General features: G+C 31.1%; 15 protein-coding genes. 11 read left to right on the plus strand and 4 right to left on the minus strand.

From position 1 onward, the window contains the following. Window positions 1–34 precede the first annotated feature (34 nt). Window positions 35–1642, minus strand: coding sequence for an ABC-F family ATP-binding cassette domain-containing protein (locus AC1Q7N_RS00265; protein ID WP_001830940.1), 1608 nt, complete (start codon window positions 1640–1642; stop codon window positions 35–37). Between the two features lie 214 nt (window positions 1643–1856). On the opposite strand from AC1Q7N_RS00265, the gene cvfB reads away from it, so the two are divergent. From cvfB to phoU, 6 genes are all read left to right on the plus strand, one after another. Beyond that, window positions 1857–2753, plus strand: a complete 897-nt coding sequence (cvfB, locus tag AC1Q7N_RS00270; protein WP_001831239.1) for an RNA-binding virulence regulatory protein CvfB — start codon at window positions 1857–1859, stop codon at window positions 2751–2753. A 603-nt stretch (window positions 2754–3356) separates the two neighbouring features. After that, window positions 3357–4334 carry a PstS family phosphate ABC transporter substrate-binding protein gene (locus tag AC1Q7N_RS00275; RefSeq protein WP_001831206.1) on the plus strand — a complete coding sequence of 326 codons (978 nt, stop codon included), beginning with the start codon at window positions 3357–3359 and terminating at the stop codon, window positions 4332–4334. 207 nt (window positions 4335–4541) lie between these two features. Beyond that, on the plus strand, window positions 4542–5468 hold the full coding sequence (pstC, locus tag AC1Q7N_RS00280) for a phosphate ABC transporter permease subunit PstC (protein WP_001830936.1): 927 nt from the start codon (window positions 4542–4544) through the stop codon (window positions 5466–5468). 1 nt (window position 5469) lies between these two features. Continuing rightward, on the plus strand, window positions 5470–6375 hold the full coding sequence (gene pstA, locus AC1Q7N_RS00285) for a phosphate ABC transporter permease PstA (RefSeq protein ID WP_001831209.1): 906 nt from the start codon (window positions 5470–5472) through the stop codon (window positions 6373–6375). A 92-nt stretch (window positions 6376–6467) separates the two neighbouring features. Continuing rightward, entirely contained in the window at window positions 6468–7343 is an 876-nt protein-coding gene (gene pstB / locus AC1Q7N_RS00290; RefSeq protein ID WP_001831097.1) for a phosphate ABC transporter ATP-binding protein PstB, read from the plus strand. Window positions 7344–7349: 6 nt separating this feature from the next. Next, a complete protein-coding gene (gene phoU / locus AC1Q7N_RS00295; RefSeq protein ID WP_001830968.1) occupies window positions 7350–7997 on the plus strand; it encodes a phosphate signaling complex protein PhoU in 648 nt (215 codons plus the stop codon). Window positions 7998–8090: 93 nt separating this feature from the next. Here the strand turns inward: phoU and pepF are convergent, their stop codons facing one another. Next, on the minus strand, window positions 8091–9902 hold the full coding sequence (gene pepF / locus AC1Q7N_RS00300; RefSeq protein WP_001831236.1) for an oligoendopeptidase F: 1812 nt from the start codon (window positions 9900–9902) through the stop codon (window positions 8091–8093). A gap of 247 nt (window positions 9903–10149) precedes the next feature. On the opposite strand from pepF, the gene AC1Q7N_RS00305 reads away from it, so the two are divergent. The 5 genes from AC1Q7N_RS00305 (at window position 10150) to AC1Q7N_RS00325 (ending at window position 13949) form a co-directional block, all read left to right on the plus strand. Beyond that, complete coding sequence (locus AC1Q7N_RS00305) at window positions 10150–10485, plus strand: hypothetical protein (RefSeq protein WP_001831305.1); 336 nt, start codon at window positions 10150–10152, stop codon at window positions 10483–10485. 178 nt (window positions 10486–10663) lie between these two features. Next, a complete protein-coding gene (gene nikB, locus AC1Q7N_RS00310; protein WP_001831013.1) occupies window positions 10664–11665 on the plus strand; it encodes a nickel ABC transporter permease in 1002 nt (333 codons plus the stop codon). Continuing rightward, window positions 11655–12509, plus strand: a complete 855-nt coding sequence (gene nikC, locus AC1Q7N_RS00315) for a nickel transporter permease (RefSeq protein WP_001831062.1) — start codon at window positions 11655–11657, stop codon at window positions 12507–12509. The genes nikB and nikC overlap by 11 nt, the downstream gene beginning before the upstream one ends. Next, on the plus strand, window positions 12472–13248 hold the full coding sequence (locus AC1Q7N_RS00320; protein WP_001831134.1) for an ATP-binding cassette domain-containing protein: 777 nt from the start codon (window positions 12472–12474) through the stop codon (window positions 13246–13248). The genes nikC and AC1Q7N_RS00320 overlap by 38 nt, the downstream gene beginning before the upstream one ends. 2 nt (window positions 13249–13250) lie before the next feature. Continuing rightward, the gene (locus tag AC1Q7N_RS00325) at window positions 13251–13949 is read left to right on the plus strand and encodes an ABC transporter ATP-binding protein (RefSeq protein WP_001831327.1); all 699 of its coding nucleotides are present in this window, start codon (window positions 13251–13253) and stop codon (window positions 13947–13949) included. Window positions 13950–14179: 230 nt separating this feature from the next. Here AC1Q7N_RS00325 and AC1Q7N_RS00330 read toward each other — a convergent pair whose 3' ends face one another. Continuing rightward, window positions 14180–14944, minus strand: a complete 765-nt coding sequence (locus AC1Q7N_RS00330) for an HAD-IIB family hydrolase (protein ID WP_001831126.1) — start codon at window positions 14942–14944, stop codon at window positions 14180–14182. Window positions 14945–15964: 1020 nt separating this feature from the next. Continuing rightward, window positions 15965–17218: an aminoacyltransferase gene (locus AC1Q7N_RS00335; protein ID WP_001831101.1), complete on the minus strand. Its 1254-nt coding sequence runs from the start codon at window positions 17216–17218 to the stop codon at window positions 15965–15967. Window positions 17219–17224 lie beyond the last annotated feature (6 nt).

The following is a 17224-nucleotide window of genomic DNA, read 5'->3' on the forward strand; positions in this document are numbered from 1 at the left end:
ATCCCAGACTCTTGTGTAAATGTTAAAACAATTATTAATTATTTTGTAATACACCAATTTCTTGTAAGTATTCCTCATAAGGTACTTCTTTAGAAAGGGCACCAGCTTGATTCAAGTCAATCACTCGATTTGCGATTGTATTAATAAATTCAAAATCATAAGAAGTGAAGATGATAGAACCTTTAAATGATTTTAATCCGTCATTTACAGCAGTGATACTTTCCAAATCTAAATGGTTTGTTGGCTCATCAAGTAAAAGTACGTTAGCACTTGATAACATCATTTTACTTAACATGCAACGTACTTTTTCTCCACCTGAAAGCACGCTTGCTTTTTTCTTAACTTCCTCACCACTAAATAACATGCGACCTAAGAAACCACGTAAAAATGTTTCAGTTTGTTCATCTTCTGGAGCGTATTGACGTAACCATTCAACTAAATTCATATCGACACCATCAAAGAACTCAGAGTTATCTTTAGGGAAGTAACTTAAAGATGTCGTTACACCCCATTTAAATGTACCTTCATCTGGTTCCATTTCTCCAGCTAAAATTTTTAACAATGTTGTTTTAGCAATTTCGCTATCACCAACTAAAATAGCTTTATCATTAGGATTCATAGTGAATGAAACATTGTCTAGTACTTTTTCGCCGTCAATTGTTTTAGAAAGATTTTCTACTGTAAGTAAATCATTTCCAATTTCACGTTCAGGAGTAAATTTCACGTAAGGGTATCTACGAGATGATGGCTGGATATCATCTAATTCAATTTTTTCTAATTGTTTCTTACGACTTGTTGCCTGTTTAGATTTAGAAGCATTTGCTGAGAAGCGTGCGATGAAATCCTGTAACTCTTTCATTTTTTCTTCTTTTTTCTTATTTTGTTCTTGTGCCATTTTTTGTGCTAATTGACTTGATTGATACCAAAAATCATAGTTACCAACATAAAGTTTAATTTTGCCAAAGTCTAAATCAGCAATATGAGTACAAACATTATTTAAGAAGTGACGGTCATGCGAAACGACAATGACAGTATTTTCAAAATTAATTAAAAAGTCTTCTAACCAACTTATTGCTGGTATATCTAAACCATTGGTAGGCTCATCTAGTAAAAGAACGTCAGGATCACCAAATAAACTTTGAGCTAACAATACCTTAACTTTTTGATTATTTTCAAGTTCAGACATATTTTTATCATGTAAGTCAGGTTCTATGCCTAATCCTGATAATAAGTTAGCAGCATCAGCTTCAGCATTCCAACCGTTCATTTCTGCAAATTCTCCTTCAAGTTCTGCAGCGCGAATACCGTCCTCATCGCTGAAATCAGGTTTCATATAAATTTCATCTTTCTCTTTCATCACTTGATACAAACGTTCATGTCCTTTAATCACAACATCTAAAACACGTTCATCTTCATAAGCAAAATGATCTTGTTTTAACACAGCCAAACGCTCATCTTTACCTAGAGATACATGACCAGTCTGTGAATCAATTTCGCCTGATAAAATCTTCAAGAATGTAGATTTCCCAGCACCATTTGCACCAATTAATCCATAACAATTACCCTCTGTAAATTTTATATTTACATCTTCAAATAGTTTACGATCACCAAAACGTAAACTTACATCAGTTACTTGTAACATTCATCTGCTCCTTTTTGGTTATTCTAACGGAAAAATTATATCATATAATAAGTAGAGTTTCGACCTGACAGTTAAGCTAATGATAGAATACGTAACTCGTGTTATAATTAATAAGAATTTTATAGATACGAATAAAGTTTATTAAATTAAATCTAACTATTTAATATAGAAGAAAGTAAATGAAATTGAATAATAATAGATTAAGGAGAATAGAATGGCACTAGATAAAGATATAGTAGGTTCAATAGAATTTTTAGAAGTCGTAGGATTACAAGGGTCAACATATTTACTTAAAGGGCCAAATGGTGAAAGTGTCAAACTCAATCAGTCAGAAGTTGCTGATGAAGATAATTTTGAATTAGGTGAGGAATATAGTTTTTTCGTTTATCCAAACCGTTCAGGAGATTTATTTGCGACGCAAAACATGCCTGATATTACAAAAGATAAATATGATTTTGCTAAAGTTATAAAAACCGATAGAGACGGTGCACATATTGACGTAGGACTTCCTCGTGAAGTCTTAGTTCCATGGGAAGATTTACCGAAACTTAAAGAACTTTGGCCTAAAGCAGGTGATTACTTGCTAGTTACTTTGAGAATAGACAGTACGAATCAAATGTTTGGACGATTAGCTAGCGAAACGATTGTTGAGTCAATGTTCACCCCAGTAAATGACGATAGCAAACAAAACGAATATATTTCTGCACGCGCTTATAGATTACTCAGAGTAGGTAGCTTCTTATTAAGTAATGAGGGTTATAAAATCTTTGTTCACGAATCTGAACGTAAACATGAGCCTCGGTTAGGTGAGGCAGTAGAGGTCCGAATTATAGGTCATAATGAAAAAGGTGAATTAAATGGTTCGTTTTTACCATTAGCTCATGAACGCCTTGATGATGATGGACAGGTCATATTTGATTTACTTGTTGAGTATGATGGTGAATTACCTTTTTGGGATAAATCTAGTCCTGATGCAATCAAAGAAGTCTTTAATATGAGTAAAGGCTCGTTTAAACGTGCAATCGGACATTTATATAAGAAAAAGATAATCAATATAGAAACAGGAAAAATCACTCTTACCAAAAAAGGGTGGAGCCGTGTAGATGATTAAAGATAATGAAATTAATTAATATACTTAATTAATGTAGATTCTTATAGAATTCGTTGACTCATCATGAAAAAAATTCTAAATTACAGTATTTATAGCATTCTATATTTTGGGAAACTTGTCTGACACAAAAAAACTTAATATAAGCGTACTTTTAATTAATTTAATCATAAGATTACCTATACGTCATACACACTTGAGATATCAACTGATAACTCAAGTGTTTTTTTATGTTTAACACTTATTTAAAAAACTAAATGATATATATTTTAAAGTGCTTCATTTAAAAGAACTAAATTACTCATAAACGTACGTATTTAAATATTTAATATGACCTTAAAGGACCAGTTTAGATACTATTTATTATAATTCTCTTTCCATTTTAATGATTCCCAATTTATCTTCTATTCATTCAATCAAGTATTTTTATTCTTTATAAAACTATGTTAGCAAATTAAATTTTAATACACGTTTCATTAATTCAAATCCCATTCTTAACAAAAAATTTACAATAACTCTATTTTGATTTAATAAAAGATATGTAACATGAGAACTGTAAGAAATACATATACCATTATAGGTTATTTACATTAGGAGGATGTTTCAATGAAAAAGTGGCAATTAGTCGGTACTACTGTATTAGGAGCTTCGGTTTTACTTGGCGCTTGTGGCGGAAATGATGGAGGTTCAGGAGACGGCAAAGATCTTAAAGGTTCTGCTAAAGGTGAAGGTTCGTCCACAGTAGCTCCTATCGTTGAAAAATTAAACGAAAAATGGGCTAAAGATCATAAAGACGCCAAAATTTCTTCAGGTCAAGCCGGTACAGGTGCTGGTTTCCAAAAATTCATTGCTGGCGAAACTGATTTCTCAGACGCTTCAAGACCTATTAAAGACGAAGAAAAGAAAAAATTAGAAGATAAAGGGATTAAATATCACGAATTCAAAATCGCACAAGATGGTGTAACAATTGCGGTTAATAAAGATAACGACTTTGTTAAAGAATTAACTAAATCACAATTAAAAGATATTTACTCTGGTAAAGCTAAAACATGGAAAGACGTTAACTCTAGTTGGCCAGATAAAAAAATCAATGCTGTTTCACCTAACTCAAGTCATGGTACTTACGACTTCTTTGAAGAAGAAGTTATGGACAAACAAGATATCAAAGCTGAGAAGAACGCTGATACTAACGCGATCGTATCTTCAGTAACTAAAAACAAAGAAGGTATCGGTTACTTCGGTTATAATTTCTACGAACAAAATAAAGATAAATTAAAAGAAGTTAAAATCAAAGATGACAATGGCAAAGTTACAGAACCAACTAAGAAAACAATTCAGAACGGTTCATACGCACTAAGCAGACCATTATTTATCTACGCTAAAGACAAATCATTAAAAGACAATAAAGTAATGTCAGAATTCATGAAATTTGTACTTGAAGATGAAGGTAAAGCAGCTGAAGACGCTGGTTATGTAGCTTCACCTAAGAAAACTTATAAATCTCAATTAGATGACTTAAAAGATTTTTTAGATAAACATCAAAAATCTGATAAGAAAGACGACAAAAAATCAGAAGATAAATAATGAATATTAAGGTAATAAACACCTAGGGTTGGGAATTTTTGAAAGGGTATCAGACAAAGTGGTCAATGTGCCACTTTGTCGAACCCTTTTCAGCTTTGCAGATAATGAGTAAATATTCTATTAAATATGAATGAACTCATTTTCTCATAAAAGCAATTCCCACTCTTTTTTTTAAATTATTTTGGGAGATAAGAGAGAGGGTTTTACATGGCTTCACAAACAAAGGTGAGAGAAATGATAGCTAAGAATAATGCTAAAAAGGGCGGGCTAAGTGATAAAATTGTCCCAATTATTTTAGCCATTATTTCAGCTATATCTATATTAACTACAATTGCTATTTTATTTACACTTTTAACCGAGACGATTACGTTTTTCACACGAGTGCCATTATCTAAATTCTTTTTATCTGGTACTTGGAACCCAACTGGTTCATCACCAGAATTTGGAATTTGGGCACTCATCATCGGCACATTGAAAATTACTGTTATTGCTACAATCGTAGCAGTTCCGATTGGTTTAGGAGCAGCTATCTACCTTAATGAATATGCATCTGATCGTTCACGTAGAATCATTAAACCAATATTAGAAATTTTGGCTGGGATTCCTACAATTGTATTTGGCTTCTTTGCTTTGACATTTGTTACACCTATATTGAGAAATCTAATTCCTAACTTGGGAGAGTTTAATTCAATCAGTCCCGGTATTGTTGTGGGTATAATGATTGTCCCTATGATTACAAGTATGAGTGAAGATGCAATGTCATCTGTACCTGATAAAATTCGTGAAGGTGCATTTGGATTAGGCGCAACTAAATTTGAAGTCGCTACAAAAGTTGTATTACCAGCTGCGACTTCTGGCGTTGTTGCTTCAATTGTATTAGGTATATCAAGAGCAATAGGTGAAACAATGATCGTTTCTTTAGCTGCTGGTAGTTCACCAACATCATCTCTAAGTTTAACTAGTTCAATTCAAACGATGACAGGATATATTGTTGAAATTGCTACAGGTGATGCAGCATTTGGTTCTGATATTTACTACAGTATTTACGCTGTAGGTTTTACACTTTTCATTTTCACTTTAATTATGAATTTATTATCACAATGGATCTCTAAACGATTCAGAGAGGAGTATTAATATGTCTACACATTCAAATACTGCTAACAAAACATTGATTGATAAAGATGCCGTAGAAAAAAATATTTCTTCTCGTGATAGGAAAAACTCGGTAAACAAATGGTTATTTTTATTATGTACATTAATTGGGCTCATTGTTTTAGTAGCACTATTAATTCAAACTTTCGTTAAAGGGGCGGGACATCTAACTCCCGAATTTTTCACTAATTTTTCATCTTCAACACCAGCAGATGCTGGTATTAAAGGGGCTTTAGTAGGTTCTATTTGGTTAATCTTAAGTATTATTCCAATTAGTATCATTTTAGGAATAGGTACAGCAATTTATTTAGAAGAATACGCAAGAGACAATATTTTTACACAAATCGTAAAGGTGAGTATATCTAATTTAGCTGGTGTTCCTTCAATTGTTTTCGGTTTACTAGGTTATACATTATTTGTAGGCGCGGCAGGTTTAGGTAATAGCGTGCTAGCCGCTGCGCTTACAATGTCACTACTAATCTTGCCTGTTATTATCGTTGCTAGTCAGGAAGCTATCAGAGCAGTTCCTAGTTCAGTCAGAGAAGCATCATATGGTCTTGGTGCTAATAAATGGCAAACAATTAGAAGAGTTGTTTTACCTGCAGCATTACCTGGTATTTTAACAGGTTTCATTTTATCTTTATCACGCGCATTAGGAGAAACAGCACCACTTGTAATGATAGGTATACCTACGATACTTTTAGCAACACCAAGTGGATTACTCGACCAATTCTCTGCGTTACCAACTCAAATTTATACATGGGCAAAAATGCCTCAAGCAGAATTCCAAAACGTTGCATCAGCAGGTATTATCGTTCTACTCGTTATCTTATTATTGATGAACACTGTAGCGATACTTCTTCGTAATAAATTTAGTAAAAAATTCTAATCAAAATTATAAGGGAAATGCATTTTTATAAATAAACGTTATTGACCTATAACATCACATCTAGGTCTCAATATATAAAGGAGTTTTTAATTATGGCTAATTCACAAGTAGCAGAAAAAGAGAAACTAGACGCACAAACAAATAATCAAGACTCAGTTGCCACAATAGTAACTACTGAAAACAATAAGAAAAATACAATTCCAGACAGTGAAAAGAAGATTGTTTATTCAACTCAAAATCTAGATTTATGGTATGGAGAAAATCATGCGTTACAAAACATTAATTTAGATATATTGGAAAATAATGTAACTGCAATAATCGGACCTTCTGGATGTGGTAAATCTACATACATCAAAGCTTTAAATAGAATGGTCGAATTAGTTCCATCTGTGAAAACTGCAGGTAAAATTTTGTATCGTGACCAAAATATATTTGATGCAAAGTATTCTAAAGAAAAGCTACGTACTAACGTTGGAATGGTCTTTCAACAACCTAACCCATTCCCTAAGTCAATTTATGATAATATTACTTATGGCCCTAAGACTCACGGTATTAAAAACAAAAAAATTCTAGATGAAATCGTAGAAAAATCATTACGTGGCGCTGCAATATGGGATGAATTAAAAGATAGATTGCATACAAATGCTTATGGATTATCAGGTGGACAACAACAACGTGTTTGTATAGCTAGATGTTTAGCAATTGAACCAGATGTCATTTTAATGGATGAACCTACATCAGCATTAGATCCTATTTCTACGTTAAGAGTTGAAGAACTTGTACAAGAATTAAAAGAAAATTACTCAATTATCATGGTTACGCACAACATGCAACAAGCTGCGCGTGTTTCAGATAAAACTGCTTTCTTCTTAAATGGATATGTCAATGAATATGATGATACTGATAAAATCTTTTCAAATCCTGCCGACAAACAAACTGAAGATTATATATCTGGTCGTTTTGGATAAGATGCAATGGCAATTATTAGACAAAAATATGAAGGTCAGCTAGATGGATTAATTAAAGATTTACGGCGTCTTGGTCTTCGTGTATATTTTAATATTAACAATGCACTAGTATCTTTAGGGGAAGAAAAGAAATCATTCGCAAGACAAACCATTGAGAAAGACAAAGAAATTAACCATTTAGATCATGAAATTAACGAGAAGGTAATCATGCTAATTACGAGACAACAACCTATTGCCAAAGATTTACGTATGATGATGGCAGCACTCAAAATCTCTACTGACTTTGAACGAATGGGGGATAATGCTGCTAGTATCGCTCATATACGTTTAAGAGTTAAAATAAATGATAACTATGTGTTTACACGTTTAAAAACCATGGGTAAATTAGCGATGCTCATGTTAGAAGATTTAAATAACGCTATTAGAAATAAAGATTTACCACTGATAAAAGAAGTCATTGAGAGAGATGAAGATATTGATGATTTATACGTTAACATCGTCAATACCAGTTACTTAATTGATAATGACCCATTCGTAGCTGGTCAAGCACACTTAGCAGCTAGACACTTAGAACGAATAGGTGATCATATAAGCAATATTGCTGAAAGTGTTTATTATTATTTAACAGGCCAACATTTTGAAACTTTTGATTAAATTATCAAATCCTATTGTATATCTATAATGAGCAACCCCACCTGAATTTTATGCCACAATTTCAGGTGGGGTTTGATATTTTTCTTTAACTTTTTATGAATTTTCTTTTATTTGATATGTTAATACTTCTAATTCATCTACTAAATTTGAAATATAGTTAATTGTCTCTTTTAAAGGGGCGTCAGTCGTAATATCAACGCCAGCTATTTGCGCCAATTCAATTGGAGATTGACTACCACCAGCTTGTAGCGTTTTTAACCAGCGATCAACAGCAGGTTGACCTTCTTTCTTGATACATTGTGATACAACTGTACCAATTGTCAATCCAGCAGAGTACGTATATGAGTACAATCCCATATAATAATGTGGTTGTCTCATCCATGTTAATTCAACCCCATCTGTCATTTCAACAGTGTCACCGAAAAATGCTTTATAAGTGTTCAACATTATTTCATTTAGCAGTGGGGCAGTTAATGACTCTCCATTGTCGACTCGGCTATACACTTCACGTTGATAAGCTGCTTCTAAAAGGTGGGTAACCATATTATGATAATAAGTTCGAGATAAAATCGAACCAATAACCCAACGTTTAAATCGAGGATTATTACTACTATTAAATAAGTAATTTGCCATCAACATTTCATTCATTGTGGAAGGTGCTTCTACAAAATACATAGACGCTTCAGATTCCAACAAATTTTGATGATTCTGCGCTAATGTAAAATGACCTGCATGTCCTAATTCATGCGCAAGAACGAATGTTTCAGCCATTTTCCCAGTCCATGAAATAAATACATATGAATGTGTAATGTATGGACTTGCACAATATGCTCCAGTATCTTTTCCTTTATTCTGAGCAAAATCAATCCAACGGTAATCATAGGCAGACTCTAACATTTTGACATAATCATCACCAAGTACTTTGAGCGCTCCATAAATGTATTTTTTCGATTCTTCAATTGATATTTCTGGTTCAAAGTTAGGGTCTATTGAAATTTTTAAATCCTCAAATCGCATTTTATCCAGGTTATGTACACGTTGAATAATTTTTGCATACTTTTGCATAACTGGGGCTAAATCACTCATAATGACATCAATTTGTCTATCGAACATATCTTTTGTTACTTCTTGATCTTGTAGTAGATAATCAATAACAGAATCATATCCTCGTAAATCCGCTTCAATCTTTTCTTGTTGGACTTGCATATTATATGTTGCGGCCGTCGTATGTTGATATTGTCGTAATGCATCACTAAAAGCTCTAAAACTTTTACGTCTAAATTCAGGAGATGGATGATCTTCATATTCATTTTCAAATGTTGCATAATCCAATGGATAGGTAACACCCTCATAATCAAACGATTCAAAATTAATATCCAAACTCTTTGTAGTACCATACAATTCAAACGGACTTCTCAATGTTGGTGTTAATGTAGCTAATACTTTTTCAACATCAGCAGATAATTGATAAGGCTTACGATCTTGAAGTTGTTTAATAAAATGAGGGTATTTTGTTTGAGACCTCAATTCGCTTATTATCTCATCGGGTAACTCCAAAATCTCGGAATCAACAAAAGATAATAAACCAGCAAGTTTTCCAGAAGTCGTATTAAGTTTTGCGTTAACTTTTTGTGCTTCTTCATTAGACGTATCAACGCTTAATCTAAGTTCTGGATAATTATATAAACGATCTATTTCTATAAGTATCCTTTCATATTCATCTAATGCCTTTTCTATTGTTTCTATGTTATTAAGTTTCTGATAATATGTATGATTAAAATCTAAAGACATTTGTACTACTTGTTCCAATGTTTGATAGAATGCTTGATCACTTGTAAATAAATCTTTCAAATCCCAAGTTTCTTTTACCGGAACTTCTTCTCTCAAAGGTAAACCTTCACTCATTTATGACACTCCTTTATAAATCATTTAATGACATTATACTAAAATTCAATAACAAACTCACAAAGGACGCCTAAACAGATGATGTGTAACATTTAGTAATGTTATAATTAGTTTAATCATATTATGAGTATTAACATATTCTTGTTAAATAAATAATATTAAAAAATGATTACTTCTTAAGTCTGAATGATATTATATTAATAAGTTGTATAATAGTAACTAAATATTACTTATAGGAGCACGTGCAATGACAATATTTGATATGCCAAACTATTTGTGGATTACCATTCTTGGTATGATTTTATTAACTGTATTTTACACACTTGTATTAAATAAATGGTTCCAGTCTGCAATCATTACTTTTGTAGTTTTAGCAGTACTTGCCTTTTTTATACCAAATTTTCAAAACATTTCATATCAACCACTGCTTGGATATGCAGGATTCTTAGGCATAATGAGCTTAATCATAAGCTTTCTTATTTGGTATTTTTCTAGAAACTGGAGAAAAAATCGTAGAAAAATAAAATTGGAAAAAGAGATTCGCAAATATGATGATGAAGAGTCACTTCGTCGTCATAAATAACAACTTTTCAACTTTGCTACCATCTTATCTTAAGCAAAGTTGTTTTTTATTTCTTTTTTATCTCTTTTCCTATTAATTTAAAAAAAGTCATACTATAATAGATTTTGATGAAAACAATTTAATAAAATTTATTATTTAATATTTTTTATATTCGTTGAAAGTGAAAGGATGCCAACATATGTTTAAAATGATAATTTATAAACTTTCACAAATGATTGTCGTACTATTTATATTAACTACAATCACATTTATATTAATGAAACTCTCTCCAGGTAATCCTGTAGACAAAATTTTACATCTTGATATTTCGCATGTATCTAATGAGCAAATAGAAACGACAGAGAATAAGCTTGGCTTAAATAATCCTATTTTTATTCAATGGTGGGACTGGTTAAATCAATTGTTTCATTTTGATTTAGGAACAAGTTATCAAACAAGCGAGCCTGTAATTAGGGAAATAGCAAATTATCTTGGTCCTACACTTATTATTACTTTTGGTACGCTTATAGTGTCATTAGTTATTTCTATACCATTAGGGATTATAGCAGCGGTTTACTACCATAAAATTTGGGATAGGATAATCCGTGTTATGACATCATTATCCGTAAGCCTACCATCATTTTTTATCGGTCTTATCTTATTATATATATTTAGCTTGAAGTTGAATATTTTACCAACTTCAGATGAGGGGCGTTTCGTTTCATATATTTTACCAATAATTACCATGAGTATTGGAATGTGTGCTTATTATATTCGATTTATTCGTTCTACTTTATTAGAACAATATCAAACACCTATAGTTGAATCGTCTCGTCTCAGAGGTATGCCCGAAAGATATATACTTTTTCAAGATATCCTTAAACCTACGATACTACCAATCATACCTCTATTAGGATTATCCATTGGTAGTTTGATAGGTGGAACAGTAGTCATTGAAAATTTATTTGATATTCCTGGGTTAGGCTATTTTTTAGTTGACAGTATAAAGTCGAGAGATTATCCAGTCATTCAAGGTTGTGTATTATTTATTGGTTTCTTTGTAGTGATTATAAACACAATTGCAGATTTACTTTCATTACTTATCGATCCTAAACAACGTTATGCTATTACTCAGAAAGAAACATCAAAGTTTAAATGGTTTAATTCACATAGAAAAGAAGGTCGTAACGATGAAGTTTAAGTTGTCAAAGAAAAACACTATATTTTTCATTTTTACGGTCTATATTATATGTCTTATTGTATTGCAATTTATAATCAATGATGAAGCTGCGTATCAGGTACATTTGTCAAACTCATTTGAACCTATGAGTATGAATCATTTACTTGGCACAGATGATTACGGACGTGATTTATTCAGTCGTTTAGTCGTGGGCTCTCGTGCAACATTGTTTGTTACACTACTTACTTTACTTTTCACTGTAGTGGTTGGAGTACCTTTAGGGTTACTTGCAGGCTATAAAAAAGGTTGGATTGATACGATTATCATGCGAATTATTGATATAGGATTAAGCATACCAGAATTCGTTATTATGATTGCCTTAGCAAGTTTTTTTCATCCTAGTCTTTGGAATTTAGTAATAGCTATTACAATCATAAAATGGATGAATTATACTCGCGTGACAAGAGGGATTGTCAATACCGAAATGAATCAATCGTATATACAGATGGCACAATTTTTTAATGTCTCAACTTTGAATATCTTATTTAAACACTTATTACCAAAAGTTTTACCATCTATATTTGTTATTATGATAGTTGATTTTGGAAAAATCATTTTATACATTAGTTCATTATCATTTTTAGGTTTAGGTGCACAACCACCATCTCCAGAGTGGGGGGCAATGTTACAAGCAGGGCGTGAATTTATTACTTCACATCCTATCATGATTATCGCTCCAGCATCTTTGATATCAGGTACAATATTGATATTTAATTTAACTGGTGATGCTGTAAGAGATCGTTTATTAGAACAAAGAGGTGTAAAAGTTGAAACTTTTAACAATAAAAAATCTAAACATCAATGATAAAGAAGGGCAAGCAATTATTAAAAATGTCGACTTAAATATATATAATCAATCTCTAAATGTCATTATAGGTGAAAGTGGTGCTGGAAAAAGTTTGACTGTTAAAGCAATATTAAATCATTTACCTACTCAGTTACATATGAGTTTCGATGAATTTAAAATGCAAGGTCAAAATACTTCTGGTATCAAGCAACTTTTAGGTAAACATATCGGCTATATCTCTCAAAATTATGCTCAAAGTTTTAATGAATATACTCGTTTGGATAAACAACTTATAGCTATATATCGTTATCATTTTAATGTTTCTAAGGATAATGCATTGAAAAAGATAAAAAAAGCTTTAACTTGGGTTAACTTAAATGATGAATCAATCATTAATAAATATAGTTTCCAACTTTCAGGAGGACAATTAGAGCGAGTTAATATTGCTAGCGTTTTAATGTTAGATCCAGAATTAATTATTGCAGATGAACCTGTTGCATCTTTAGATGTAGTGAACGGTCATCAAATAATGCAACTCCTTCAACACATTGTTAAAGATCATCATAATACTGTATTACTTATCACTCATAACATGAATCATGTCCTCAAATATGCTGATTATTTTAATGTAATGAGAAATGGCATGATGATTGAATCTGGAGAAATAGACAAATTATTTAATCACCATCATCTTCATCGGTATACAGAACAATTATTAAACTATAGAAGCAAGCTGCAAAAGGAGGACAACATCTAATTATGATTCAATTTGATCATGTAGATTATTCATATCATCGAAAACAGCCTGTTTTAAAAGATATTAATATAAGTATTCAACGTGGTGAAAAAATAGGGGTTTTAGGGGAAAGCGGTGCTGGAAAAAGTACTATTGGTTCTTTAATATTAGGTCAATTAAAGCCAACAAAAGGAAAAATAAGTATCGATTCAGGAAAGGTTCTACCTATTTTTCAACATGCGACAGAAAGTTTTGATCGTCAATTCACGATTGAACAGTCTTTGAGAGAGCCACTTTTATTTTATCGACAATTAATACGACAAAATATCAAAAATATCATTCTTAACTATTTAATTGAATTTAATTTGTCTACAGATCTAATAACAAAGTTTCCTCAAGAGGTAAGTGGTGGGCAACTACAAAGATTAAATATTATACGTTCTCTCTTAGCACAACCAGATATATTGGTTTGTGATGAAATAACTTCGAACTTAGACGTCATGGCCGAACAAAATGTAATCAATATTTTACTTAACGAAAAAAACATTCAAAATAAAACACTAATCGTCATCTCGCATGATTTATCTGTTTTACAAAGGTTAACGAATAGGATAATAGTTATCAAAGACGGTCAAATAGTAGATGATTTTAAAAGTAAAGATTTATTTAGCCATAAAAGACATCCATATACAAAACTATTAATTCAAACGTATGAATATTGAATATAGTCATAGTCATTTAAATGATTAAGATATTTTTCATTCACATAATAACCCCCAAAAGTTGGAATTAAAATCTAACTTTTGGGGGTTATTAGTTAATCATTTGAGTAAATTTTACCGCTATATAATCATTTTACTTTAGGAATGCCTGTTTAATTCTCTTTAGTTGTTCAATCGTTATTTGATTGCCACCTTCACCAAAATACCATGCATTGGACTCAAATTGTTAATTACAGATATCGATCTAAAACCTCACATATTGCATATATTGTGTCATCAATAACTGTAATATTTTTATTTTTAAAAAATGATGTGTGTTCTATAAATTGATTAGTCACAAAATAACCTTGGCTCGCATGTTCAAGCATATGAACATCATTGTGATCATTACCAAAAGCGATATAATCACTATTAGTTCCTAAAATATATTGAATAGTAGTATACTTATCAACGCCACGTGCCGTTACATCAATATAGGACTCACTGTAATGACGAATTAATTCAATACCATGAGACTGACTTACTAATTGATGAGCAATCATGTCAAAATCTTTGTTATCTATATTTAATAGAATTGCTTTTATAGGATTTCGAATCTCATCCATATCTAGAGATTGTGCTTTACCATCAGGATCAATGCGTTGATACAGTTCATTATTACTATCCAAATTTGAAGCATAATTAAATTTATCATCAATGATGTATGATAATTGATATTTCTTTATAATTTTTTTAATTAGACTGATATCATGCTCATTGATTACCGAAACAATTTCGATTTGTCCATTTTTAGAGATAATTGAGCCATTACCACCAATCAAGGTATCATCCGCAAATTCAGGAATGACTGGAAGCAAGTCTCTAATGGGACGTGCTGAAGCAAATATTACATTGTGATTAGCTTGACGTAGCTTGAAAAGTCGTTGCTTAATAGATGAATCGATGGAACATCCATCAAAACAAATCGTACCATCAATATCAAAAATAAAATTCATTATTAGTCACTCCAAAATTTTAGAATGATTTAATTATAGCATATGAGCACGAACTCAAATTTAAATATTTTCATTTAAATTGTATAAACTTGAAACTTGGCATTCCAACTTGTTAGTTTATATAAATTAACAAATATAGATTGCTATAATGAACTCAACTAAAAAAGTAAATAAGAGAAAACTCTGTAGATAATAAATATAAATGCCATGTAGATTTAACTGTAAATTGAGTGAAGGGCTTTTATGATTATATATACAACTTCCTATAATATATATTATGTAAACTAAAATAAAGAATTAAGATACTTAGCCATATAGATGAACATATGCTTCATTTATGTTGTTACATATACTATATATTTTTTATTTGGAAGTATATACACGTATCAAAAGTTATGTATTGATCAAGAGTTCTTTATTCATTAAAGACTTAAATATTTAATTCTTTGTATTTACAAGAACGTTCCTTTAATTAGCATCAGTAATAATTAATTACGTATTACATAATTGCATTACGTATTTATTTATCATGTTTAAATGCTAGTAAGTAGTATCATGATAAATATTATACGTTACAACAACTTAGCAATGTAATTGCTATTATCATGAATATTCATTTTTATATTTAGATAAATCATCAAAAATCTTTTGTTACAACACCCAAATACACAACTACAAAATTTAATATAAGAGAATTATAAGTATTATTATTAAATCGCAGTATAAATATACCTTTAGTTTACATAATGTTTTTATAATCTTCTCACCGCACTAAAAGAATTACATTTAAAGCATTTTAGTATTACAAAATTATAATTCGTATATAAAAAATATATTGGCGAGCATTATTGTATAGTTTTCATAATATGCTATGATTAAATATGTAGGGAGCAACATGAATTTTCATCCTAGACTCAAACATCCTACGCCGAGTGCTTTAGAGTACACAATCCTTCTCTAAAGCTAAACGAGCAGATTGGATATCTCAATCTGCTCGTCATATACTTGTATCATTTATTTTTACTTTTTCAATTTATTACGTATGCAATCTAATGTATTGAATAACCAATATTTCACTTTATTGATTGGTTTATAGAAATCACCGATTAATTCCTCAATCCTAACATTAAAACCTCTCTTAAAGCGATAAACACCATAGTCTTCACTGTTTTCAGTAAAATCACCTGATAAGCCATAGAAATTATATCTATCATAACCGTTATCAAAACAATAATTAATCATGTGCCAATGCATTGCATATGGTCCCATATATTGATTATATTTTTCTGAAGACCCTCCAGAGAAATAGTTCACTTCATATGCATTAGCAAAGTATACTCCTGAAGCTAAATTTAAAATTTCGCCATCTGTTTGACGTAATTCACTAGCTTGAAGCAATTCTTTTTTATCGTGATCAATTTGTTTATCTAACTCAGCTATTTTCTTTAACTGTTTATCTGTTTTATTTTCTTTCGCCATCATATCATCACGTCGATTTTCTTTATCATTTAGTGATTCTTGCAAATGTTGTATATATTCATTTAAATCTATGTAAGCTAAAGGAACTAATACTTTATCGCCATAATGCTCTATAAAGTTATAGAAATAATCGTCAGTTTTAGAAGCAAATCCAGTTCTAGCTTCAGTCTCTCGGTATAAGTCTAAGAATAAATCAAATTCATCCTTACTAAGAAATCTAACTTTCACACCGTAGTTTATCGCTTTATTAATATTTCGTTTTCTTTGACTATCAAACTCTTTCCTTAGAGATGCAGGGGTTTTGCCTTCTAAATCTAATACCCCCATCCATCTAACTTGGCTGGAAGAATCATATTGGGTTGTAAATCCGTGATGATCATAACCATGTGATTTAAATAGATTTACTAAAGCATCATTTTTTTCTGTTAAAGGATTAATATCTTTATCATAAACTTGATACAACCAGTAAGGATCTAATTTTACATATAAGCATTGATGTTGATGTAAATATTTATCAAGCTCTTTTAAATAAAAATCCACTAAACCTAAATCTGAATAGTCCATTACAGGGCCTCTATTGGAATAATACACATAACTGCCCATTGTAGGGATTTTAGAAAACAGGCTAGCTGCTATCACTCTATTGTCGTCGTCTTTTACACCTAATAACACTACTTGAAACCCATCTGATTCACGTGTAGCAATATTTTCCTTCACTTGGAAATAATGACTTTCTAATGATGGATTTTGTACAAAGTTTTCAAATTCTTTAACTGTTAACTCTGTAAATTTCATAATTAG

The sequence above is a fragment of the Staphylococcus sp. GW823-FHT05F06 genome (genome assembly GCF_058795495.1).

Bases quoted from the DNA above. Each gene is read 5' to 3' on its own strand.
- phoU (WP_001830968.1), top strand. From the start codon at position 7,350: ATGGCAATTATTAGACAAAAATATGAAGGTCAGCTAGATGGATTAATT.
- pstA (WP_001831209.1), top strand. From the start codon at position 5,470: ATGTCTACACATTCAAATACTGCTAACAAAACATTGATTGATAAAGAT.
- pstC (WP_001830936.1), top strand. From the start codon at position 4,542: ATGGCTTCACAAACAAAGGTGAGAGAAATGATAGCTAAGAATAATGCT.
- AC1Q7N_RS00335 (WP_001831101.1), bottom strand. From the start codon at position 17,218: ATGAAATTTACAGAGTTAACAGTTAAAGAATTTGAAAACTTTGTACAA.
- AC1Q7N_RS00265 (WP_001830940.1), bottom strand. From the start codon at position 1,642: ATGTTACAAGTAACTGATGTAAGTTTACGTTTTGGTGATCGTAAACTA.
- cvfB (WP_001831239.1), top strand. From the start codon at position 1,857: ATGGCACTAGATAAAGATATAGTAGGTTCAATAGAATTTTTAGAAGTC.
- nikB (WP_001831013.1), top strand. From the start codon at position 10,664: ATGTTTAAAATGATAATTTATAAACTTTCACAAATGATTGTCGTACTA.
- AC1Q7N_RS00325 (WP_001831327.1), top strand. From the start codon at position 13,251: ATGATTCAATTTGATCATGTAGATTATTCATATCATCGAAAACAGCCT.
- AC1Q7N_RS00330 (WP_001831126.1), bottom strand. From the start codon at position 14,944: ATGAATTTTATTTTTGATATTGATGGTACGATTTGTTTTGATGGATGT.
- pstB (WP_001831097.1), top strand. From the start codon at position 6,468: ATGGCTAATTCACAAGTAGCAGAAAAAGAGAAACTAGACGCACAAACA.
- nikC (WP_001831062.1), top strand. From the start codon at position 11,655: ATGAAGTTTAAGTTGTCAAAGAAAAACACTATATTTTTCATTTTTACG.
- AC1Q7N_RS00275 (WP_001831206.1), top strand. From the start codon at position 3,357: ATGAAAAAGTGGCAATTAGTCGGTACTACTGTATTAGGAGCTTCGGTT.
- pepF (WP_001831236.1), bottom strand. From the start codon at position 9,902: ATGAGTGAAGGTTTACCTTTGAGAGAAGAAGTTCCGGTAAAAGAAACT.
- AC1Q7N_RS00305 (WP_001831305.1), top strand. From the start codon at position 10,150: ATGACAATATTTGATATGCCAAACTATTTGTGGATTACCATTCTTGGT.